Genomic DNA, 19,669 nt, shown 5'->3' with positions numbered 1-19,669 from the left:
GGGGGGGCCCCCCGCGACCGTACGCCGGGGTCCGGGGGCTCAGGCCGAGACCGGCGCCGACGCCGACTCCGGCTTCGCGGCTCCCCGGTCCACCGGTTCCGGGCCGGGGCGACGGGCGCCGCGGCGCCCCGGTATCAGGAGCGCGGCCAGGGCGCCCAGGGCGACCGCACCCGCCCCGATCCAGACGGCGGGCACGGTCCCGTCCGCGAACAGGCGCGGTGAGCCGTAGCCGCCCTGCGCAGCGAAGACGGCGGCGAGGATGGAGACCCCCAGCGCCCCGCCGACCTCCCGCAGCGCGTTGTTGGCCCCGGAGGCGATCCCCTGCTCCCCGGGCCGGACGCTGGAGAGCACCAGGCTCGCGGCGGGCGCGAAGTACATCGCCATGCCGACGCCGCCGATGATCAGAGCGGGGAGCTGGGCGAGGTAGCTCACCCCGGGATCGATGATCAGGGCGAACAGGGCGAGTCCGACGGCCTGGAGCGCGAGCCCGGTGGCCACCACCGGACGGCCGCCGAAGCGGTCGGAGAGGTAGCCGGCGAGAGGCGCCACGAGGATCGGCATCCCGGTCCAGGGCAGCATCCGCAGTCCGGCCTCGGTGGGCGAGTGGCCGAGGCCGTTCTGCAGGAACTGGCTGAGCAGGAAGATCGACCCGAACATCCCGAGGAACATCAGCAGGCTCGCGGCGTTGATCCCGAGGAAGGCCCGGCTGCGGAAGAGCCGCATCGGCAGCATCGGGTTCGCCGCCCGCAGGCCGTGGCGGACGAACAGCCCGAGCAGTGCCGTGCCCGCGATCAGCCCGGTCAGGACGACGGGATCGGTCCAGCCGTGGCTCGCGGTGGTGACCAGGGCGTAGACGATGCCGAAGAGGCCCGCGCTGACCAGGAGTGTGCCGCGGATGTCCAGGGGCGCCTTCGGGGCGTACGACTCGGTGAGCCGCAGCCGGGCCAGCGGCAGCAGCACCAGGCCGATCGGCACGTTCAGCCAGAAGATCCACTGCCAGGAGATGTGCTCGGTGAGCGCGCCGCCGATCAGCGGGCCGCTGGCGACCGCCACCCCGGTCACCGCGCCGAAGACGCCGAGGGCCGCTCCGCGCCGTTCGGCCGGGACAGCCGCGCCGATCAGGGTGAGCGTCAGCGGCATCATGATCGCCGCGCCGACGCCCTGGACCGCCCGGAACGCGATGAGTTCCTCGATGCCCGGGGAGAGGGCGGCCGCGGCGGAGGCGGCCGTGAAGACGGCGAGCCCGGCCATGAACAGCCGCCGTCTGCCGAACCGGTCCCCGAGCGCGGCCCCGAGCATCAGCAGCACGGCGAAGGTCAGGGTGTACGCGTTCACCGTCCACTCCAGCTCCTCCAGGCCGCCGCCGAGGCTCTGGCGGATGGAGGGAAGCGCGGTCGTGACGACGAGGTTGTCGAGGGCCGCCATGAATCCGGCGACGCTCGTGATGACCAGGACCCAGACCGCTCCCCCGCGGCCGGCCGTGCCGGGCTGTGCGTTCACCGCTGCCTCTGCTGGCATGTCTCCCCCTACTGGTTAGTTATTGATTACTAACTTCTGCGGACAGAAAACCGGGCGGACCCGGTGGGCCCGGTTCACTCGGCGGGCCTGGCCGAGAGGTGGAACCCCGCCCAGACCCGGTGATCGGACGGAAAGCCGAGCGAGGCGAGCGTGTTGATGAGCATCCCGTACGCCAGGAACGACGTCGTCTCGTCCACGTCACCGCCCAGCGCGATGTGGACGTCGCCCCACATCCGCTCCCAGACCGTCCGCAGGGACTCGCCGAACGCGCGATCGCCCGCGGCCTCGGCCGCGGCGACGGCCGCGTACATCTGCATCTGCATCATCAGCTTCTCGCCGTCGTCGACGATCAGCCGCTGGTACGCCCCCGCCATGGCGCTCAGCGCCTCCTCCCCCTCCAGCCCCTCGCCGGCCGCCACCAGGACCTTGCGGGTGTCCTCCAGGCAGCGCTCGGCGGCGGCGAGGAAGATGGTCTGCTTGTTGGGGAAGAGCCGGAAGAGATACGGCTGCGAGACGCCGACCCGACGGGCGATCGCCTCGGTGGACGTCGCGTTGTAGCCGCTGCGGGCGAACTCGGTGATCGCCGCCCGGACGACGCACTCGCGCCGCTCCTCCGCACTCATCCTTGCCATGAAAGTAAGTTATTGCTCAATAACTACGTTGGCAAGGGCACGGCTCGAACGGACATACGTGAGGGGCGCCCCTCCGCAGGAGGAACGCCCCTCGACCCCGACCACCGTGCCGGTACGTATCAGGCCAGCCGGACCACGGCGCGGGACATCCCCAGCACCTTCTTGCCGTCGCACAGGGCGACCAGGTCCACCCGGACCAGGTTGCCGTCCAGCTTCGCCGCGATCTTGCCGCTGACCTCGACCAACGCGCCCTTGTCGTCGTTGGGCACGACGACCGGCTTCGTGAACCGCACCCCGTAGTCGACGACCGCGCCCGGGTCGCCCGCCCAGTCGGTGACCACCCGGATCGCCTCGGCCATGGTGAACATGCCGTGCGCGATCACATCCGGCAGCCCGACCTCGCGCGCGAACTTCTCGTTCCAGTGAATGGGGTTGAAGTCACCCGAGGCGCCCGCGTACTGCACGAGCGTGGCCCGCGTCACCGGGAACGACTGCGCCGGCAGTTCCGTACCGACCTCGACCGATCCGTAAGAGACCTTCGCCGTCATCACGCCTCCTCGGCGGCGCGCGCCACCAGCTTCGTGAGCGCCGTGACCACCAGCTCACCGGCCTCGTCGTGCACATCCCCGCGAATGTCGATGACGTCGTTGCCCGCCAGGGACTTGATGCTCTCGATCGTCGAGGTGACCGTCAGCCGGTCCCCCGCCCGCACCGGACGCACGTAGGAGAACTTCTGGTCCCCGTGCACCACCCGGCTGTAGTCCAGGCCCAACTGCGGGTCCCGCACCACCTCTCCGGCGGCCCGGTAGGTGATCGAGAAGACGAACGTGGGCGGGGCGATCACATCGGCGTGACCGAGCGCACGGGCGGCCTCCACGTCGACGTACGCCGCGTGGGTGTCACCCACCGCCTCGGCGAACTCGCGGATCTTCTCCCGGCCGACCTCGTACGCCGGGGTGGGCGGATAGGTCCGCCCCACGAAGGACTGGTCGAGCGCCATGAGCTCGCTACCTCCTGAGAAACCTGGTGAAAGACGAATATGGGCACACCCCGTGCGGGGACGGCCCCATACAACGACACGAGGCCGCCCCCAGAGGGGACGGCCTCGTGTACGAGCCTGTTTCAGCGCGTTTCGCGGTGCGCGGTGTGCGAGTTGCAGCGCGGGCAGTGCTTCTTCATCTCAAGACGGTCCGGGTTGTTACGCCGGTTCTTCTTGGTGATGTAGTTCCGCTCCTTGCACTCCACGCAGGCCAGCGTGATCTTCGGGCGGACGTCGGTGGCAGCCACGTGAGTGCTCCTTGGACGGACGGTGGACGGATGAACGCATAAAAGGGTAGCCGATCGAAGGACCGACCCAGCAATCGGCTACCGTTAGTAGCGGTGACCGGACTTGAACCGGTGACACAGCGATTATGAGCCGCTTGCTCTACCGACTGAGCTACACCGCTTTGATGATGAGTCCCCCCGCCGAAGCGGGGTTTCCCGATCACCAGAGCCCCAATGCGGAATCGAACCGCAGACCTTCTCCTTACCATGGAGACGCTCTACCGACTGAGCTATTGGGGCGAGCGATGAAGACATTACACGGTCTCCCGCCGGTTGCCCAAATCCGTTTGTGCCGCATGCTCCGGCCCTCCGCCCGGGGCCTCCCACACCCCCTGATCAGGCCTTGATCCAGGCCGGGTCCGCATCCGGACCGGGTCCGGCCGGCGAACGGCGCAGGCGCACCGGTACGACTATTCCGCTCCTCCCGGAAGCCGCCCCCGCACGCCCCTAGGGTGTGGTCACTCCATGTGATCTTGCACCCCTCCCAGGAGCGCGATGCCTGACAGCCAGCCACGGCGGCCCGACGACAACGCGCCCGACAGCGCCGACGCGGCCACCACCGCCGACACCCCCGCCCTCGTCCTCGGCGGCGCCCGCCTCGCCGACGGCCGGGCCGTCGACGTACGCCTCAGCGGCGGCCGCATCGAGGCCGTCGGCACCGCGGGCAGCCTCACCGCCCGCGGCCCCCGCATCGACCTCCGCGGCTATCTGCTGCTCCCCGCCCCGGCCGAACCCCACGCCCACAGCGACACCGCCCTCACCGCGGACAGCCTGGGCCCCGACAGTCCCGGCCCGGCCTCCCACCGGGCCGAGGACATCCAGCGCCGCGCCACCGAGGCCGCCCTCCTGCAGCTCGGCCACGGCTCCACCGCGCTGCGCACCCACGTCCGCGTCGGCGACGTCCAGGGCCTCGCCCCGCTCGAAGCCGTCCTGCAGACCCGGCGCGCCCTGCGCGGCCTCGCCGACGTGATGCCCGTCGCGGTCCCCCGGCTCCTCACCGGCGTCGCCGGGGCGGACAGCCTCGCGATGCTCAGGGACGCGGTGAAGATGGGCGCGGCCGTCGTCGGCGGCTGCCCCGACCTCGACCCCGACCCCACGGGCTACACCGAGGCCGTCCTGGAGATCGCCGCCGAGCACGGCTGCCCCGTGGACCTGCACACCGACGCCGACGACCCCGCCCGGCTGGCCCGGCTCGCCGCGATGGCCGCGGGCCTTCGCCCCGGCGTCACCCTCGGCCCCTGCGCCGGGCTGGCCCATCTGCCCCTGGACGTCGCGGCCCGCGCCGCCGAGCGGCTCGCCGCGGCCGGGATCACCGTGGTCTGCCTGCCCCAGGGCGGCTGCGTCGGCTCTGAGCGCCGTACGACCGCCCCCGTGCGCCTTCTGCGCTCCGCCGGCGTGCGCGTCGCGGCGGGCAGCGGAGCGCTGCGGGACGCGGCCAACCCCGTCGGCCGCGGGGATCCGCTCGAAGCCGCCTACCTGCTCGCCTCGCAGGCGGGGCTCCGCGCCGAACAGGCGTACGCCCTGGTCTCCACGACGGCCCGCGCGGCCCTCGGCCTTCCCGACGTGCGGGTCGAGGCGGGCTTCCCCGCCGAACTCCTCGCCGTACGCGGCGAACGGCTCTCCGCCGCGCTCTCCCTCGCCTACAGCCGCATCGTCATCCACGGCGGCCGGGTCGTCGCCCGCACCAGCGCCGTACGCGAGTACTGCGACTCCGACGCCGACGCCGTCACGGGGCTCGGCGGACTCCCGCGCCAGGGGCGGCCCGACTCCGGCGCCGGACCGAGGAACTGAGCGCGACCCCGTCCCCGGGCGTACGGTCGGGGGTATGCGCATTGTCATCGCAGGTGGACACGGACAGATCGCACTGCGGCTGGAGCGGCTGCTCGCCGCACGCGGGGATGAAGCCGTAGGGATCATCCGCAACCCCCAACAGAGTCAGGACCTGACCGACGCCGGCGCCCAACCCGCCGTACTGGACCTCGAATCGGCCACCGTGGAGCAGACCGCGGAGGTGCTGCGCGGTGCGGACGCGGTCGTCTTCGCGGCGGGCGCCGGGCCGAACAGCGGCACCGCCCGCAAGGACACCGTCGACCGCGACGCGGCCGTGCTGTTCGCCGACGCGGCCGAGGCAGCGGGCGTCCGCCGCTACCTCGTCGTCTCCTCGATGGGCGCCGACCCCGGCCACCCGGGCGACGAGGTCTTCGACGTGTATCTGCGGGCCAAGGGCGCCGCCGACGCCGACGTACGCTCCCGTACCGCGCTGGACTGGACGATCCTGCGCCCCGGCATGCTGACCAACGACGCGGGCACCGGCCAGGTCCTCCTGGCCGCCTCGACGGGCCGCGGCCCGATCCCCCGCGACGACGTGGCGGCCACGCTGCTGGAGCTGCTGGACACCCCGGCGACGGCGGGTCTCACCCTCGAAGCCATCTCCGGGAACGTCCCGGTGACGGTGGCCGTGAAGGACGTCGCGGGCAACTGAACCGGGCCGCCGGGCCGGGTGATCGGCCCGGCTCGCCCAGCCCCCGGAGCCCCCTGACAACGAGAAAGCCCCCGACCGGAAGAACCGGTCGGGGGCTTCGTTCGCGTGGCGGCGCCAGGGTTCGAACCTGGGTAGGCGAAGCCGGCAGATTTACAGTCTGCTCCCTTTGGCCACTCGGGCACACCGCCTCGAACGACGCGTTGGATCTCGTGGTGATCTCCTTGGCGACGACGTAAACAATACCCGATGGCCAGGGGTGCTCCGCCACCTCATTGATCAGCAGCCGGAGGGTGCGGCGGTGGCTAGGCTTTGGCCTGTATCCCTACGCACATTCGACGCAAGGAGCCACACGTCATGGCCGACTCCAGTTTCGACATCGTCTCGAAGGTCGAGCGGCAGGAGGTCGACAACGCCCTCAACCAGGCCGCCAAGGAGATCTCCCAGCGCTACGACTTCAAGGGCACGGGCGCCTCCATCTCCTGGTCGGGCGAGAAGATTCTGATGGAGGCGAACGGCGAGGAGCGCGTCAAGGCCATCCTCGACATCTTCCAGTCCAAGCTGATCAAGCGCGGCATCTCGCTGAAGTCGCTGGACGCCGGTGAGCCGCAGCTCTCCGGCAAGGAGTACAAGATCTTCGCCACCATCGAGGAAGGCATCTCCCAGGACAACGCCAAGAAGGTGGCGAAGACGATCCGCGACGAGGGCCCGAAGGGCGTCAAGGCGCAGGTCCAGGGCGACGAACTGCGCGTCAGCTCGAAGAGCCGGGACGACCTCCAGGCCGTTCAGGCGCTGCTGAAGGGCAAGGACTTCGAGTTCGCGATCCAGTTCGTGAACTACCGGTAGTCAGGGCAGCCGACTGCCGCACACAACGGGGGCACGCCGCCGAGGCCGGCCTCGACGGCGTGCCTCTTCGTGCCCCCGGCCCGTGCGGGGCGTGCGGATGCAGTGTCCGAATACCGCCGGTGACGGCGGGCGGACGGGCGCAGACTGGCCGTACGGACCGGGGAAGTGAGAGGGCATGACGAGGACGGTGTACGCGCGGGTGGAGAGCCCGCTGGGCGAGTTGCTGCTGGTCGGCGAGGAGACGGCAGGGGCCGGGACCGGAGGTGCCGCCGGGAACGGCGAGGCCGCCCCGGCCGGTGGGGTGCGGCTGCGTTCGTTGTCCGTGCCCGGGCAGAAGGGCGGCGCGGTCGTCCAGGACGACTGGCGGCCCGACCCGGAGGCGTTCGCGGAGGTCGCCCGGCAGTTGGAGGCGTACTTCGCGGGGCGCTCGACGCGGTTCGACGTACCGCTCGCCGAGGGCCTGGGCACGGAGTTCCAGCGGCGGGTCTGGGCGGTGCTGGAGTCGATCCCCTATGGGAGCACGGTGTCGTACGGGGAGGTCGCGGCGCGGGTCGGGGCCTCGGGCGCCGGAGTGCGGGCGGTGGGCACCGCGATCGGGCGCAATCCGCTGCTGGTCGTGCGGCCGTGCCACCGGGTGATCGGGGCGGACGGGGCACTGCGGGGGTACGCCGGCGGGCTGGAGCGCAAGAAGCTGCTGCTGGGGATCGAAGGCGGGGCGGGCTGAGCCGTGGCGTCCGGCGATCCGCCGCCCCCGGGCCCTCCGCCTTCCTCCGGCCTTCCGCCTTCCTCGGACGGCTTGTTCCGGCGTCCGAGGGCCGTCGTCGCGCCGGGGGCCGTCCATGTGCCGGAGTGGCTGTCGGTGGAGCAGCGGGCGGAGTTGGTGGCGGCGTGCCGGGAGTGGGCGCGGGGGCCGGTCCCGTTGCGGCACACCGAGCTGCCGGGCGGCGGGGTGATGTCGGTGCGGACGGTGTGCCTGGGGTGGCACTGGCAGCCGTACCGGTACGCGCGTACGGCTGACGATGTGAACGGTGCCCGGGTGGCCGCTTTCCCCGACTGGCTGGGCGACCTGGGGCGGGCGGCGGTGGCCGAGGCGTACGGGGACGAGGGTGCGGCCGAGTCGTTCGCACCGGATACCGCGCTGATCAATTTCTACGACGACGCCGCGCGGATGGGGATGCACCAGGACAAGGAGGAGCGGTCGAGCGCTCCTGTGGTGTCGTTGAGCATCGGGGCGAGATGTGTGTTCCGGTTCGGGAACACGGAGGGACGCGGGCAGCCGTACACGGATGTGGAGTTGGCGTCCGGGGATCTGTTCGTCTTCGGCGGGCCGTCGCGTTTCGCGTTCCACGGGGTGCCGAAGGTGTACGCGGGAACGGCCGACCCGGCAGCGGGGCTGCGGGCCGGCCGGTTGAACCTCACCTTGCGGGAGACCGGGATGGGGTCGCGCAACGCGCGGTGGAGCGGGGACGCGCGGTAGAGCGGGACGCTCAGCAGAGCGGTGTGGCTCGATGTCCGGCGGGCTCGATCGGCGTCCGCCGGTCCCCCGGTCCCCAAGGTCAGCGGCGGTCGCGGGAGTGGCCGAACAGCAGACGGTAGGCGATCAGCAGGACCAGGGAACCGGCGATGGCGGCGATCCAGGTCGCGGTGTCGTAGAAGTCGTTGCTGATGGGGCGGTCGAGCAACTGGCTGGAGAGCCAGCCGCCGACGAAGGCCCCGGCGATGCCGATGAGGGTGGTGCCGATGATGCCGCCCGGGTCACGTCCCGGGAGGAGGATCTTGGCTATGAGTCCGGCGAGCAGGCCGAGAATGATCCAACTGATGATGCCCATGTCGCTGCACCTACCCCTTGCTTCGTCGTGAAATCCAAGACGAAGCGGGCAGGTGTTCGGTTGCTCGGACGTTCGCCGGACTCGGTCGGTCGGACGGGATCTAGCGGGTGACGAAGGGCTGGTCCGTGGGGACGATCTCCTTGCCGAAGGGCATGAGGGAGACGGGGATCAGCTTGAAGTTGGCGATGCCCAGCGGGATCCCGATGATCGTGATGCACAGCGCGATGCCGGTGGTGATGTGGCCGAGGGCGAGCCACCAGCCGGCGAGGACCAGCCAGAGGACGTTCCCCACGCAGGAGGGCGAGCCGGCGTCCCGGCGGTCGACGACGGTGTAGCCGAACGGCCAGAGGGCGTAGACGCCGATCCGGAAGGCGGCGAGCCCGAAGGGGATGCCGATGATGGTGATGCAGAGCAGGACGCCCGCGAGCAGATAGCCGAGGAACATCCAGAATCCGCAGAGGATCAGCCAGATGACGTTCAGGATGGTTTTCACGGGCGATGACCTGCCATCTGTTCTAGTCGGGCGATGCGCTCCGCCATCGGCGGATGTGTCGAGAACATTTTCGCCATCCCCTGACCGGGGCGGAAGGGATTCGCGATCATCATGTGGCTCGCGGTCTCGATCCTCGGCTCGGGCGGCAGCGGGAGCTGTTTCGTCCCCGCGTCGAGCTTGCGCAGGGCACTGGCGAGAGCCAGCGGGTCCCCGGTGAGCTGGGCCCCGGACGCGTCGGCCTCGTACTCGCGGGAGCGGCTGACGGCGAGCTGGATGACGGAGGCGGCGAGCGGCCCCAGGATCATGATCAGGAGCATGCCGAGGAGGCCGGGCCCCTCGTCGTCGTTGGAGCGGCCCACCGGGATGAGCCAGGCGAAGTTGACCAGGAACATCACGACGGAGGCGAGGGCTCCGGCGACGGACGAGATGAGGATGTCCCGGTTGTAGACATGGCTGAGCTCGTGGCCGAGGACGCCGCGCAGCTCGCGTTCGTCGAGGATCTGGAGGATGCCCTCGGTGCAGCAGACGGCGGCGTTGCGCGGGTTGCGGCCGGTGGCGAACGCGTTGGGCGCCTGCGTCGGGGAGATGTAGAGGCGCGGCATGGGCTGACGGGCGGCTGTGGAGAGCTCGCGGACGATGCGGTAGAGCTGCGGCGCCTCGAATTCGCTGACGGGCCGGGCGCGCATGGCCCGCAGGGCGAGCTTGTCGCTGTTCCAGTAGGCGTACGCGTTGGTGCCGACGGCTACGAGGAGCGCGACGACGAGGCCTGTACGTCCGAAGAGACTGCCGATGACGATGATGAGTGCGGACAGTCCCCCGAGGAGTACGGCGGTCTTCAGCCCGTTGTGCCGGCGGTGCACGGTACGCCCTCCAAGTGGTGCAGCAGGGGAACCCTTTGCATGGTGGTGCTCCACTCCCCAGTGGAGCCTCCTGTACTGGTCAACGCCAGGCGAGAGGAGCTAGTTCCCTTGTGCGTGCGGCCGGAGGGCGGGGGTCGTGCCGCGTGTTCGCGCCGGTCGGGCCCTCGGCCCCGTACGGAGTGGCGCTGGGCCGTACGGGTGGCGGGGCGTCATCGCGGCGCGGTGGTGCCGGTGGTGCCGGTGGTGCCGGGCCTCAGTGCTGCTGGGCGGGGAGCCTGGCGAGGGAGAGGGCCTCGGGGTCGGGCTCGACCTCGCTGGTGCAGTGGCCGCAGCGGGAGGCGACGGCGGGGATCTCGCTGAAGCAGCGCGGGCAGTCGCGCAGGGCGGCCTTGATGTCGACGGCCTCCTCTTCCTGCTCCTTGGTGAAGCGGTTCTGCACCTTGGCCATGGGGACCACGACGCAGAAATAGAGGACGGCGGCGGTGATCACGAAGGCGATGGCGGCGCTGATGAACAGGCCGTAGGGGAACTTGACGCCGTCGACCTCGTAGAAGGCCTTGCTGAAGTCTCCGGTGCCCCGGGTGGCGAGACCGATCAGCGGGGTGATGAAGGCGTTGCTGAAGCCCGTGACGACGGCGGTGAAGGCGGCCCCGACGGCCAGACCGATCGCCATCGAGATGACGTTCCCGCGCAGGATGAAGTCCTTGAACCCGTTCAGCACTGCTCTCTCTCCCTCTTGCCCTGGACGTGTGCACGCCACATACGTGACCTATGCAGCCAAGACCATGCCCTGTGGCGGGGGCCGTCGGCAAACCGACTCTTCCGGGCGCGGGAGGGGGTCAGAAGAGGCTGACGGAGGCGAAGCGCAGGATGGCCTGCGGGACCCCGGAGAGCAGGATTGCGGCGGCGGTGGTGAGCACGATCGCCGTGGTGAGCGGGGCGGGAGCGCGGAATCGGCGCGGCGCGGTGGAGGCCGGGACTCCGGTGGCCGCCTCGGCCCTTTCCGGGGCTCCGTCCGGGGCACGGAAGAGGATCGCGGTCCACTGAAGGTAGTAGTAGAGGGCGATCACCACGTTGACGGCCATGACGACGGCGAGCCAGCCGAGGCCCGCGTCGACCGCCGCGGAGAAGACGGTGACCTTCGCGAAGAGCCCGATGATGCCGGGCGGCAGCCCGGCCAGGCAGAGCAGGAAGAAGCCGAGGGCCAGGGCGGCGAGGGGGCGGGTGGCGTACAGACCCCGGTAGTCGGAGAGCCGGTTGCCGGGGTGCGTACGGGCGACGAGGGCGGCGACCGCGAACGCGCCCAGGTTCACGACGGCGTACATGAGGGCGTACGCGACGGTGGAGCCGATCTGTTCGTCGCTGGAGTACGCGGCGGCGGCGATCGGGACCAGGAGGTAGCCGGCCTGGGCGACGGAGGACCAGGCGAGGAGGCGGACAGCGCTGCGGGCGCGGTCGGCCTTCTGGCGGACGGCCGCGACGTTGCCGACGGTCATGGTGAGCGCGGCGAGGACGGCGAGGGCGGGCCCCCAGACGTCCGCATGGGAGGGGAACGCGATGACGGTCACCAGAATGAGGCCCGAGAACCCGACGGCCTTCCCGACGACGGAGAGATAGGCGGCGATCGGGAGGGGTGCGCCGACATAGGTGTCGGGGACCCAGAAGTGGAAAGGCGCCGCGGCGGTCTTGAAGGCGAAGCCGACGAGCGTGAGGGCCACACCGGTCTTGGCGAGGGTGTCGAGCACCGGGGGTACGTCGTCGAGGCGGGCGGCGATCTCGGTGAGGTGCAGGGTGCCGGTCGTCGCGTACACGAAGCTGACGCCGAGCAGCATGACGGCGGTCGCGACGACGGAGGAGAGGAAGAACTTCAGCGCGGCCTCGGAGGAGCGCCGGTCGCCGCGCTTGATGCCGACGAGGGCGAACGCGGGCAGCGAGGCGACTTCGAGAGCGACGACGAGCGTGGCCAGGTCGCGGGAGGCGGGCAGCAGGGCGGCCCCGGCGGCGGAGGCCAGGAGCAGGAACCAGTACTCCCCCGCCGGCAGCTTGCGGGTGTCGTCGAGCGAGAGCAGGACGGTGAGGAACGCGCCGCCGAGGACCAGAGCCTGGATGACGACGGTGAAGTGGTCGGCGGTGTAGCTGCAGGCCTGGGCGCCGGTGGTGACGCAGAAGGTGGACCGGTCCCCGGACCGCAGGGGGATCAGGAACGCCAGGGCCGCGGCGAGGGCGGTGAGGGTGCCGTAGCCGAGGAGACGCTTGCGGTGCGCGGGCAGGAACAGGTCGGCGACGAGGACGACCAGGGCGGCCAGTGCGGTGAGGGTGGGGGGCGCGATGGCGAGCCAGTCGATGGACTGGACGACGCTGGGGGCGTCGGCCGCGGCGAGGCTTCCGGCGGTGGTGCCGGGGGCGGTCGCGCCCGGGTCGGTGGCGTGCGCGACGAGGCTTCCGGCGATGGTGCTGAGGTCCGCGGTCACGACTTGCCTCCTGCGAGGAGCTTCTGCACGGCCGGGTCGGTGAGGCCGAGGAGGACGGCGGGCCAGAGACCGGCGAGGACGGTGAGCGCGGCGAGCGGGGTCCAGGCTGCGGCTTCGTACGTCTGGATGTCGGCGAGCTGCGGGGTGGTGGCCGTTCGGACTCCGGCGGCGGACGGCACGGGGTCGTCCGCCGGTCGCGAGGCCGGCTCGTCGGGCGACAGCCGGGAGTGGAGTGCGTGCTCGCCCATGCAGACGCGGCGGACGACGATGAGCATGTACGCGGCGGTGAGGAGGGTGCCGAACGCCCCGATGGCCATGAAGGTGCGGAACGCGGGGCGGCTGAGGCCTTCGGCCGGGCTGTACGCGCCGAACAGGGTGAGCATCTCGCCCCAGAATCCGGCGAGTCCGGGCAGTCCGAGCGAGGCGACGGCGGCGAAGGCGAGCAGCGCGCCGAGGCGGGGCGCGCGGCCGTAGAGGGCGGCTCCGGTCGCTCCGGCGAGGGTGTCGAGGTCGGCGGTGCCGTAGCGGTCCTTGATGGCGCCGACCAGGAAGAAGAGCAGGCCGGTGATGAGGCCGTGGGCGATGTTGGCGAAGAGGGCGCCGTTGACTCCGGTGGGGGTCATGGTGGCGATGCCGAGCAGGACGAAGCCCATGTGGCCGACGGACGAGTACGCGATGAGCCGCTTGAGGTCGCCCTTGGCGCCGGTACGGGCCAGGGCCAGGCAGGCGAGCGATCCGTAGACGATGCCGACGACGGCGAACGCGGCGAGGTAGGGCGCGAAGGTGCGCATGCCGTCCGGGGCGACGGGGAGCAGGATCCGGACGAACCCGTACGTTCCCATCTTCAGCAGGACGCCCGCGAGGAGCACGGATCCGACGGTGGGGGCGGCGGTGTGGGCGTCGGGGAGCCAGCTGTGCAGGGGCCACATCGGGGTCTTCACGGCGAGCCCGAGACCGATCGCGAGTACGGCGATGACCTGCACGGATGTGGTGAGGCCGCGGCCGTTGTCAGTGGCGAGTGCCACCATGTCGAAGGTGCCGCTCTTCAGCCCGATGAGGAGCAGGCCGAGCAGCATGACGACCGAGCCGAGCAGCGTGTAGAGGATGAACTTCCAGGCGGCCGCCTGCCGTTGGTCGCCGCCCCAGCGGGCGATGAGGAAGTACATCGGGATGAGGACCATCTCGAAGGCGAGGAAGAAGAGCAGCAGGTCGAGGACGGCGAAGGTGGCGAGGGTGCCGGACTCCAGGACGAGGACGAGGGCCACGAAGGCCTTCGGTGAGGGGCCCGCGGGCAGCTTGAAGTAGCTGTACAGCGCGCAGAGGAAGGTCAGCAGCGCGGTCAGGACCAGGAGGGGGAGCGAGATGCCGTCGATGCCGAGGTGGATGCGGACGTCGAGCGCCGGGATCCAGCTGATGTCGGTGGTCGCCTGCATCGTGGCGGGGTGGTCGTGGTCGAAGCCGACGGCCAGGACGATCGCGGCGATGAGGACGGCCCCGGTGACGGTCACGCCGTGGCGGAGCACGGCCTGGTCGGGGTTCTTCCCCTTGAGCCCGGGCGGGGCGGGGAGCAGGGCCGCGGCGGCGCCGAGGAGCGGGGCGACGACGATGAACGCCAGAAGGAACTGCATCACGGACGGGCTGATATCGATCACGGTCACGACCCCGCGTTGACGTTGGCGAAGACGACGGCGGCGATCGCCAGGACGAGGGACCCGGCGAGCAGGGCGCTGACGTAGGTCTGCACGTTGCCGGTCTGGGCCCGGCGGACGGCTGTGCCGAGGAGGCGGGTGACGGCGCCCGTTCCGTTGACGTAGGTGTCGACGACCTCGCGGTCCAGGAAGCGGACGAGGCGGGCGGCTGCCTGGACGGGCCGGACGAACAGCGCCGTGTACAGGGCGTCGAGGTGGAAGCCGGTGACCGCGTGGCGGTGCAGGGGCCCGAGGAGGAGCCTGCCGGGGTCGGCCGGGTCGGGGGCGTCCGCGATGGTGCCGTAGGCGGCGGTGTGGGACGTCATGGACTCGGCTTCGACGAGGGCGGGTTCGGCGTCCGGGTGGGCGGCCACGGCCCCGATGGGGGTGCGGGCGGCGAGGGCGGTGGTGTGCCGCCAGGCGCCGTAGGTGACGAGGCCGCCGACGAGCGTGACGCCGGTGGCGAGGACGGCGGTGGTGAGGGACGGCGTGAGTCCGTGCCCGTCGAACCAGTCGCCGATCACACCGGCGGTGAGGCCGAAGCCGATGGTGGGGACGGCCAGGATCCACAGGACGGAGGTCATGGCGAGGGGCTGCTTGCCGTGGTCGGGGACATCGGCCCCGCGGCCCCGGAAGGCGAGGAGCCAGAGGCGTACGGCGTAGGCGGCGGTCAGGACGGCGGCGAGGAGCCCGGCGATCAGGATCGTCCAGCCGGCCGCGGCCGGGGCGACGGTCCGGTCCCCCAGCGCGGTGTGCTCGGCGGCGACGAGGACGGCTTCCTTGGAGAAGAAGCCGGCGAACGGCGGGATGGCGGCCAGCGCGAGGAGCGCGACGGTCATCGTCCAGTAGGCGTCCGGGATACGGCGGGCGAGGCCTCCCATCCGGGACATGGCGGCGAGCGAGTTGGTGCCGGCGGCGTGGATGACGACGCCCGCGGCGAGGAAGAGGACGGCTTTGAACGCACCGTGCGAGATCAGGTGGAAGACGGCGGCGCCCCGGTCGCCGACGGCGAGGGCGCCCGACATGTAGCCGAGCTGACCGATCGTCGAGTAGGCGAGGACGCGTTTGATGTCGTCCTGGGCGAGGGCGGCGAGCCCGGATCCGATCATCGTGACGGCGGCCATCACGGCGAGGACGACGAGCGCCGCGCCGGAGGCGGCGAAGACGGGCAGCAGGCGGGCCACGAAGTAGATCCCGGCGGCGACCATCGTCGCGGCGTGGATGAGCGCGGAGACGGGGGTGGGGCCGGCCATCGCGTCGGGCAGCCAGGTGTGCAGGGGGAACTGCGCGGACTTGCCCGCGACGCCCGCGAGGAGCAGCAGGGCGACGAGGGTCGGTTGGTCGAGTCCGCCGTTGCCGACGGCGGCGAGGATCTCGGTGATCCGGAAGCTGCCGGTGTCGGCGGCGAGCGCGAACAGACCGATCAGGAAGGGGACGTCGCCGAGCTTGGTGACCAGGAAGGCCTTGAGGGAGGCGGCCCGGGCCTCGGGCGTCTCCCAGTAGTGGCCGACGAGGAAGTACGAGCAGATGCCCATGATCTCCCAGCCGACCAGGAGCACCATCAGGTCGCCGGAGTAGACGACCAGGAGCATCGCGGAGGTGAAGAGGGAGACGAGGGCGGCGTAGGAGGGGTAGCGGGCGTCGTCGCGGAGGTAGGCGGTGGAGTAGAGCTGTACGCAGGTGGCGACGACGGCGACGAGGACGGCGACCAGCACGGCGAAGCCGTCGAGGTGCAGTGCCAGGTCGATCGGGACCGACCCGGTGGGCGTGAGCTGGGTCGCGGCGTCGATGGCCCGGCCGCCGCCCTGACGGACGGCGACGATCACGGCGAGGACGGCCGCGGTGAGGACCGGGAGGATCGCCAGCGGGCGGACGAACCCGGGGGCGGTGCGGCCGACGGCGAGCCCGGCGAGCGCCCCGAGGAACGGGAGGAGGGGGACGAGGGCGGCGAGGGTCGTGGTGGTCACGTGGCGGCCTCTGCCTTCTTCGTCTTCCCTGTGTTCTCGTCCGCCTGGCCGGGGGGCGGTTCCGCGCCGCCGGTGTCGGCCTCGGCGTCGTCGGGGAGCGTCTCGGCGTCGTCGGTCTCGGCGGTGTCGCGGAGCCGGTCGATGTCGGAGGTGCCCCGGTTGCGGTAGACGGCCAGGACGATCGCGAGGCCGATGCCGATCTCGGCGGCGGCGATGGCGATGGTGAAGAGCGTGAGGGCCTGGCCGGAGTGGAGGGTGTCGCGGAGCCAGACGTCGAAGGCGACGAGGTTGAGGTTGACGGCGTTGAGCATCAGCTCGACGGACATCAGGACCAGGATCGCGTTGCGGCGGGCGAGGACGCCGTAGAGGCCGACGCAGAAGAGGAGGGCGGCGAGCACGGCGGGATAGGCGAGGTGCATCAGCTCTGCTCCTCCTTGCCGGGCGGAGTGCCCCGGGTCGGGGCGGGCTTGTCCGGAGCCGGCCGGACGGCGGCGTCGGTGTCGCGTTTGCGGGACAGGACGATCGCGCCGACGAGGGCGGCGAGCAGCAGGACGGAGAGCGCCTCGAAGGGCAGGACCCAGTTCCGGAACAGGAAGGCGCCGGTGACTTTGGTGGAGCCCTGGACCGGCCCGTCGAGGTCGATCCAGGTGGTGCGGAAGGCGTCGACCACGACCCAGACGAGGGCCGCCGCAGCAGCGGTGGCCACCCCGAGGGCGACCCATCGGTTGCCCGAATCGGCGTCCGGGGAGCGGCCGATGGGGGCCCGCGTGAGCATCAGGCCGAAGAGGAGGAGAACGACGATGGAGCCGACGTAGATGAGGACCTGGACCCAGGCGATGAACTCCGCGGTGAGCAGGAGGTATTCCACGGCCAGTCCGCCGAGCGCCACAACGAGCCAGAGCGCGGCGTGCACCAGTTGCCTGGTGGTGACGGTGATGACGGCGGCGCCGAGAGTGGCGAGACCGACGAGGAGGAACGCGATCTCGACGCCGGACGGGGAGAGGAAACCGGGGTGGTCCCCTGCGGCAGCCGCGGTGGCGGTGAGCAGCGTCACGGGGTTCCGCCCTCCTCGTCCTGCTGGTGCTCCTGTTCCTGTTCCAGCCGCTCCTGCGCGCGTTGGGCGGCGAGCTTGTCCGCGGCCTTGCGGGCGGCGGCGATCTCCTTCGGTTCCTCGGCCGCGGGGTCGAGCGCGGGCGGCTCCGGCACGGTCCACATCCACTCACGGAGCTTGTCGCGCTCGTGGGTGAGTTCGTGGATGTCCGTCTCCGCGTACTCGAACTCGGGTGACCAGAACAGCGCGTCGAAGGGGCACACCTCGATGCAGATGCCGCAGTACATGCAGAGGGAGAAGTCGATGGCGAAGCGGTCGAGGACGTTCCGGCTGCGCTCGCGGCCGCCGGGGGCGGCGGGCGGCGACGTCTCCTTGTGGGAGTCGATGTAGATGCACCAGTCGGGGCACTCGCGGGCGCAGAGCATGCAGACGGTGCAGTTCTCCTCGAACAGCCCGATGACACCGCGTGAGCGGGGCGGGAGTTCGGGCTGGGTGTCCGGGTACTGCGCGGTGACGGTCTTCCTCGTCATCGTGCGCAGGGTGACGGCGAGGCCTTTGGCGAGGCCGGATCCGGGGATCGGGGACATCAGTTGATCGCCACCTTCACGATGCCGGTCAGCGCGATCTGCGCGAGGGCGAGCGGGACGAGGGTGGTCCAGGCGAGCTTCTGCAACTGGTCCTCACGCACGCGCGGGTAGCTGACGCGCAGCCAGATGACGACGAACGCGAGGAGGGCGGTCTTGAGGAGGGTCCAGAGCCACCCGAGTCCGTCGGCGCCGAACGGGCCGTGCCAGCCGCCGAGGAAGAGGACGGTGGTCAGGGCGCACAGGACGACGATGCCCGCGTACTCGGCGAGGAGGAACAGGGCGAAGCGCAGACCGGTGTATTCGGTGTACGCGCCGAAGATGATCTCGGAGTCGGCCACCGGCATGTCGAAGGGCGGGCGCTGGAGTTCGGCGAGACCCGCCACGAAGAAGACCAGGGCGCCGACGATCTGCCAGGGCAGCCACCACCACGCGAAGGCGTCGAGGATGCCGGTGAGCGAGACCGTGCCGGCCGCCATGGCCACGGAGGCGGCGGTCAGGAGCATCGGCAGCTCGTAGGAGAGGAGTTGCGCGGCGGTACGGAGGCCGCCGAGCAGGGAGAACTTGTTGGCGGAGGCCCAGCCGGCCATGAGCGAGCCGAGGACGCCGATGCCCATGACGGCGAGCACGAAGAAGATGCCCGCGTCGACGACCTGGCCGACCGCGCCGTCGCCGGGGCCGGCGGGGATGACCACGAGGACGAGGAGATACGGGAGGAGGGCGACGGCGGGGGCGAGCTGGAAGACGCGGCGGTCGGCGGCGGCCGGGACCACGTCCTCCTTCTGCGCGAACTTCACGCCGTCCGCGACGAGCTGGGCCCAGCCGTGGAAGCCGCCTGCGTACATGGGGCCCAGGCGGCCCTGCATGTGGGCCATCACCTTGTGTTCCGTCTGGCCGACGAGGAGCGGGGCGACCAGGAACACGACGAAGACGATGGCCAGGCGGAGGGCGACGTCGAGTACGTCGTTCACTCGGGATCGCCTCCGGCGGGGTGGTCTGGGGTGGGGGTCTGCTGGTCGGGGGTGGGCTTGGCGCTGGGTTCCGGGGCGTCGCTGGGTTCCGGGGCGTCGCTCGGCTCCGGGGCGTCGCTGGGGGTGGGGGTGGGGCCGCTGCGCGGGGCTTCTCCCCTACCCGCCCCTTCCCGAACCGGGGGCTCCGCCCCCGTACCCCCGCTCCTCAAACGCCGGAGGGGCTGGGAAGGCGCGTCCGAGGACTCGGCCTCCGGGCCCTCCGGCTCGTCGAAGGCCGGTTGGGCGTCGTGCCACGGGGCGTCCGTGCTGCGCACCCGGGGCGGCAGCGGCTGGCCTCCCCCGGGCGGGTCCGACGCCGGACGCTGACTGGCCGAACCGTCCGAGGCCGAACGGGAACGGCGGGCAGGAGCGGCCGGGGGCGCCGCGGTTGCGTCCGGGCGCGGTTGCTGGCTGGCCGAGCCCTCGGACGCCGACCGCGAGCGGCGCGGCCGGGTGGTCGGGGGTGCCTGCGGGGGCGTCGTGGCCGGCGGCTGCCCGGTTGTCGTCGAGGGCGGCTCCGGCAGTGCGGACGCCTCCGGGGTGGCGGACGCCTCCGGGGTCGCGGACGTCTCCGGAGTTGCGGACGTCTCCGGCGTCGTGGGCCCAGGCGCGCCGGTCTCCTTGGGCGCCTGCGTGCCGAGCGCCTCGGGGGCCGCCGGGGCCTCCGGGGTCGCCGGGGTCCCCGGGGCCTCCGGGGTCGCGGGCGCCTCGGGCGTCTCGGGCGTTACCCCGGACGCCTCCGGGGTCGCGCGGGTCCCCGGGGCCTCCGGGGTCGCCGGGGTCGCGGGCGCCTCGGGGGTCGCAGGCGTTACGGGGGCCTCGGGGGCCGCGGGCGCCTCGGGGGTCGCTGGGGCCGCAGCCGCACCCGCCCCCGTGGCGCGTTGTGCCGCCGAGCCCTCGCCCGCGGTGCGGGTG

Annotated in this window: 21 protein-coding genes, 3 tRNA genes and 1 pseudogene; 5 read left to right on the top strand and 20 right to left on the bottom strand. The window is 71.6% G+C overall.

Annotation, left to right across the window (positions count from 1 at the left end; translation table 11 throughout):
- Window positions 1-39 precede the first annotated feature (39 nt).
- From ACFWRV_RS35160 to ACFWRV_RS35130, 7 genes are all read right to left on the bottom strand, one after another.
- Window positions 40-1,518 carry an MFS transporter gene (locus ACFWRV_RS35160; RefSeq protein ID WP_384340067.1) on the bottom strand — a complete coding sequence of 493 codons (1,479 nt, stop codon included), beginning with the start codon at window positions 1,516-1,518 and terminating at the stop codon, window positions 40-42.
- 74 nt (window positions 1,519-1,592) lie between these two features.
- Window positions 1,593-2,141 carry a TetR/AcrR family transcriptional regulator gene (locus ACFWRV_RS35155; RefSeq protein WP_384340069.1) on the bottom strand — a complete coding sequence of 183 codons (549 nt, stop codon included), beginning with the start codon at window positions 2,139-2,141 and terminating at the stop codon, window positions 1,593-1,595.
- A gap of 128 nt (window positions 2,142-2,269) precedes the next feature.
- Window positions 2,270-2,698, bottom strand: a complete 429-nt coding sequence (locus ACFWRV_RS35150) for a MaoC family dehydratase (protein ID WP_384340066.1) — start codon at window positions 2,696-2,698, stop codon at window positions 2,270-2,272.
- Window positions 2,698-3,150, bottom strand: coding sequence for a MaoC family dehydratase N-terminal domain-containing protein (locus ACFWRV_RS35145; protein WP_384340065.1), 453 nt, complete (start codon window positions 3,148-3,150; stop codon window positions 2,698-2,700). The genes ACFWRV_RS35150 and ACFWRV_RS35145 overlap by 1 nt, the downstream gene beginning before the upstream one ends.
- A gap of 122 nt (window positions 3,151-3,272) precedes the next feature.
- On the bottom strand, window positions 3,273-3,437 hold the full coding sequence (gene rpmG, locus ACFWRV_RS35140; RefSeq protein WP_003956487.1) for a 50S ribosomal protein L33: 165 nt from the start codon (window positions 3,435-3,437) through the stop codon (window positions 3,273-3,275).
- Window positions 3,438-3,525: 88 nt separating this feature from the next.
- Window positions 3,526-3,598: transfer RNA gene (locus ACFWRV_RS35135), tRNA-Met, on the bottom strand.
- A 45-nt stretch (window positions 3,599-3,643) separates the two neighbouring features.
- Window positions 3,644-3,716, bottom strand: a tRNA-Thr gene (locus ACFWRV_RS35130).
- Window positions 3,717-3,971: 255 nt separating this feature from the next.
- On the opposite strand from ACFWRV_RS35130, the gene ACFWRV_RS35125 reads away from it, so the two are divergent.
- Complete coding sequence (locus ACFWRV_RS35125) at window positions 3,972-5,267, top strand: amidohydrolase family protein (protein WP_384340063.1); 1,296 nt, start codon at window positions 3,972-3,974, stop codon at window positions 5,265-5,267.
- A 34-nt stretch (window positions 5,268-5,301) separates the two neighbouring features.
- Window positions 5,302-5,958 carry an SDR family oxidoreductase gene (locus ACFWRV_RS35120; RefSeq protein ID WP_384340062.1) on the top strand — a complete coding sequence of 219 codons (657 nt, stop codon included), beginning with the start codon at window positions 5,302-5,304 and terminating at the stop codon, window positions 5,956-5,958.
- 106 nt (window positions 5,959-6,064) lie between these two features.
- Here the strand turns inward: ACFWRV_RS35120 and ACFWRV_RS35115 are convergent.
- Window positions 6,065-6,146, bottom strand: a tRNA-Tyr gene (locus ACFWRV_RS35115).
- A gap of 166 nt (window positions 6,147-6,312) precedes the next feature.
- Here ACFWRV_RS35115 and ACFWRV_RS35110 point away from each other — a divergent pair.
- From ACFWRV_RS35110 to ACFWRV_RS35100, 3 genes are all read left to right on the top strand, one after another.
- Window positions 6,313-6,801 (top strand): YajQ family cyclic di-GMP-binding protein, encoded by a 489-nt coding sequence (locus ACFWRV_RS35110; protein ID WP_217226717.1) that lies wholly within the window; start codon window positions 6,313-6,315, stop codon window positions 6,799-6,801.
- Window positions 6,802-6,976: 175 nt separating this feature from the next.
- Window positions 6,977-7,525, top strand: a complete 549-nt coding sequence (locus ACFWRV_RS35105) for a methylated-DNA--[protein]-cysteine S-methyltransferase (protein ID WP_384340060.1) — start codon at window positions 6,977-6,979, stop codon at window positions 7,523-7,525.
- Between the two features lie 72 nt (window positions 7,526-7,597).
- Window positions 7,598-8,278 carry an alpha-ketoglutarate-dependent dioxygenase AlkB family protein gene (locus ACFWRV_RS35100; protein WP_384340058.1) on the top strand — a complete coding sequence of 227 codons (681 nt, stop codon included), beginning with the start codon at window positions 7,598-7,600 and terminating at the stop codon, window positions 8,276-8,278.
- 79 nt (window positions 8,279-8,357) lie between these two features.
- Here the strand turns inward: ACFWRV_RS35100 and ACFWRV_RS35095 are convergent, their stop codons facing one another.
- The 12 genes and pseudogenes from ACFWRV_RS35095 to ACFWRV_RS35040 all read right to left on the bottom strand — a co-directional run.
- Window positions 8,358-8,630: a GlsB/YeaQ/YmgE family stress response membrane protein gene (locus ACFWRV_RS35095; protein WP_384340056.1), complete on the bottom strand. Its 273-nt coding sequence runs from the start codon at window positions 8,628-8,630 to the stop codon at window positions 8,358-8,360.
- Window positions 8,631-8,730: 100 nt separating this feature from the next.
- Complete coding sequence (locus ACFWRV_RS35090) at window positions 8,731-9,123, bottom strand: YccF domain-containing protein (RefSeq protein ID WP_384340054.1); 393 nt, start codon at window positions 9,121-9,123, stop codon at window positions 8,731-8,733.
- Complete coding sequence (gene htpX, locus ACFWRV_RS35085; RefSeq protein WP_265599900.1) at window positions 9,120-9,983, bottom strand: zinc metalloprotease HtpX; 864 nt, start codon at window positions 9,981-9,983, stop codon at window positions 9,120-9,122. Before htpX ends, ACFWRV_RS35090 begins: the two co-directional genes overlap by 4 nt.
- Window positions 9,984-10,236: 253 nt before the next feature.
- Window positions 10,237-10,704: a large conductance mechanosensitive channel protein MscL gene (gene mscL, locus ACFWRV_RS35080; protein ID WP_384340052.1), complete on the bottom strand. Its 468-nt coding sequence runs from the start codon at window positions 10,702-10,704 to the stop codon at window positions 10,237-10,239.
- Between the two features lie 118 nt (window positions 10,705-10,822).
- Window positions 10,823-12,454 carry an NADH-quinone oxidoreductase subunit N gene (locus ACFWRV_RS35075; RefSeq protein ID WP_384340051.1) on the bottom strand — a complete coding sequence of 544 codons (1,632 nt, stop codon included), beginning with the start codon at window positions 12,452-12,454 and terminating at the stop codon, window positions 10,823-10,825.
- Complete coding sequence (locus tag ACFWRV_RS35070) at window positions 12,451-14,112, bottom strand: NADH-quinone oxidoreductase subunit M (RefSeq protein ID WP_384340050.1); 1,662 nt, start codon at window positions 14,110-14,112, stop codon at window positions 12,451-12,453. The genes ACFWRV_RS35075 and ACFWRV_RS35070 overlap by 4 nt, the downstream gene beginning before the upstream one ends.
- Window positions 14,109-16,109: an NADH-quinone oxidoreductase subunit L gene (locus tag ACFWRV_RS35065; protein WP_384340048.1), complete on the bottom strand. Its 2,001-nt coding sequence runs from the start codon at window positions 16,107-16,109 to the stop codon at window positions 14,109-14,111. The genes ACFWRV_RS35070 and ACFWRV_RS35065 overlap by 4 nt, the downstream gene beginning before the upstream one ends.
- Entirely contained in the window at window positions 16,106-16,528 is a 423-nt protein-coding gene (gene nuoK / locus ACFWRV_RS35060; RefSeq protein ID WP_384340047.1) for an NADH-quinone oxidoreductase subunit NuoK, read from the bottom strand. Before nuoK ends, ACFWRV_RS35065 begins: the two co-directional genes overlap by 4 nt.
- Window positions 16,528-17,163, bottom strand: coding sequence for an NADH-quinone oxidoreductase subunit J (locus tag ACFWRV_RS35055; RefSeq protein WP_384340046.1), 636 nt, complete (start codon window positions 17,161-17,163; stop codon window positions 16,528-16,530). Before ACFWRV_RS35055 ends, nuoK begins: the two co-directional genes overlap by 1 nt.
- Window positions 17,160-17,747 (bottom strand): NuoI/complex I 23 kDa subunit family protein, encoded by a 588-nt coding sequence (locus ACFWRV_RS35050; RefSeq protein WP_384340044.1) that lies wholly within the window; start codon window positions 17,745-17,747, stop codon window positions 17,160-17,162. The genes ACFWRV_RS35055 and ACFWRV_RS35050 overlap by 4 nt, the downstream gene beginning before the upstream one ends.
- On the bottom strand, window positions 17,747-18,715 hold the full coding sequence (locus ACFWRV_RS35045; protein WP_384340042.1) for an NADH-quinone oxidoreductase subunit H: 969 nt from the start codon (window positions 18,713-18,715) through the stop codon (window positions 17,747-17,749). The genes ACFWRV_RS35050 and ACFWRV_RS35045 overlap by 1 nt, the downstream gene beginning before the upstream one ends.
- Window positions 18,712-19,669 (bottom strand): annotated as a pseudogene (locus tag ACFWRV_RS35040) (NADH-quinone oxidoreductase subunit C); the annotation flags it as partial. The pseudogene ACFWRV_RS35040 and the gene ACFWRV_RS35045, both read right to left, overlap by 4 nt.

The organism is Streptomyces sp. NPDC058576 (genome assembly GCF_042718715.1).
Taxonomy (GTDB): domain Bacteria; phylum Actinomycetota; class Actinomycetes; order Streptomycetales; family Streptomycetaceae; genus Streptomyces.
Note: the sequence above shows the minus strand (reverse complement) of the source record. Positions and strands in the feature narration are given on the sequence as shown.

Bases quoted from the DNA above. Each gene is read 5' to 3' on its own strand.
- ACFWRV_RS35160 (WP_384340067.1), bottom strand. From the start codon at position 1,518: ATGCCAGCAGAGGCAGCGGTGAACGCACAGCCCGGCACGGCCGGCCGC.
- ACFWRV_RS35155 (WP_384340069.1), bottom strand. From the start codon at position 2,141: ATGAGTGCGGAGGAGCGGCGCGAGTGCGTCGTCCGGGCGGCGATCACC.
- ACFWRV_RS35150 (WP_384340066.1), bottom strand. From the start codon at position 2,698: ATGACGGCGAAGGTCTCTTACGGATCGGTCGAGGTCGGTACGGAACTG.
- ACFWRV_RS35145 (WP_384340065.1), bottom strand. From the start codon at position 3,150: ATGGCGCTCGACCAGTCCTTCGTGGGGCGGACCTATCCGCCCACCCCG.
- ACFWRV_RS35125 (WP_384340063.1), top strand. From the start codon at position 3,972: ATGCCTGACAGCCAGCCACGGCGGCCCGACGACAACGCGCCCGACAGC.
- ACFWRV_RS35120 (WP_384340062.1), top strand. From the start codon at position 5,302: ATGCGCATTGTCATCGCAGGTGGACACGGACAGATCGCACTGCGGCTG.
- ACFWRV_RS35110 (WP_217226717.1), top strand. From the start codon at position 6,313: ATGGCCGACTCCAGTTTCGACATCGTCTCGAAGGTCGAGCGGCAGGAG.
- ACFWRV_RS35105 (WP_384340060.1), top strand. From the start codon at position 6,977: ATGACGAGGACGGTGTACGCGCGGGTGGAGAGCCCGCTGGGCGAGTTG.
- ACFWRV_RS35095 (WP_384340056.1), bottom strand. From the start codon at position 8,630: ATGGGCATCATCAGTTGGATCATTCTCGGCCTGCTCGCCGGACTCATA.
- nuoK (WP_384340047.1), bottom strand. From the start codon at position 16,528: ATGCACCTCGCCTATCCCGCCGTGCTCGCCGCCCTCCTCTTCTGCGTC.
- ACFWRV_RS35050 (WP_384340044.1), bottom strand. From the start codon at position 17,747: ATGTCCCCGATCCCCGGATCCGGCCTCGCCAAAGGCCTCGCCGTCACC.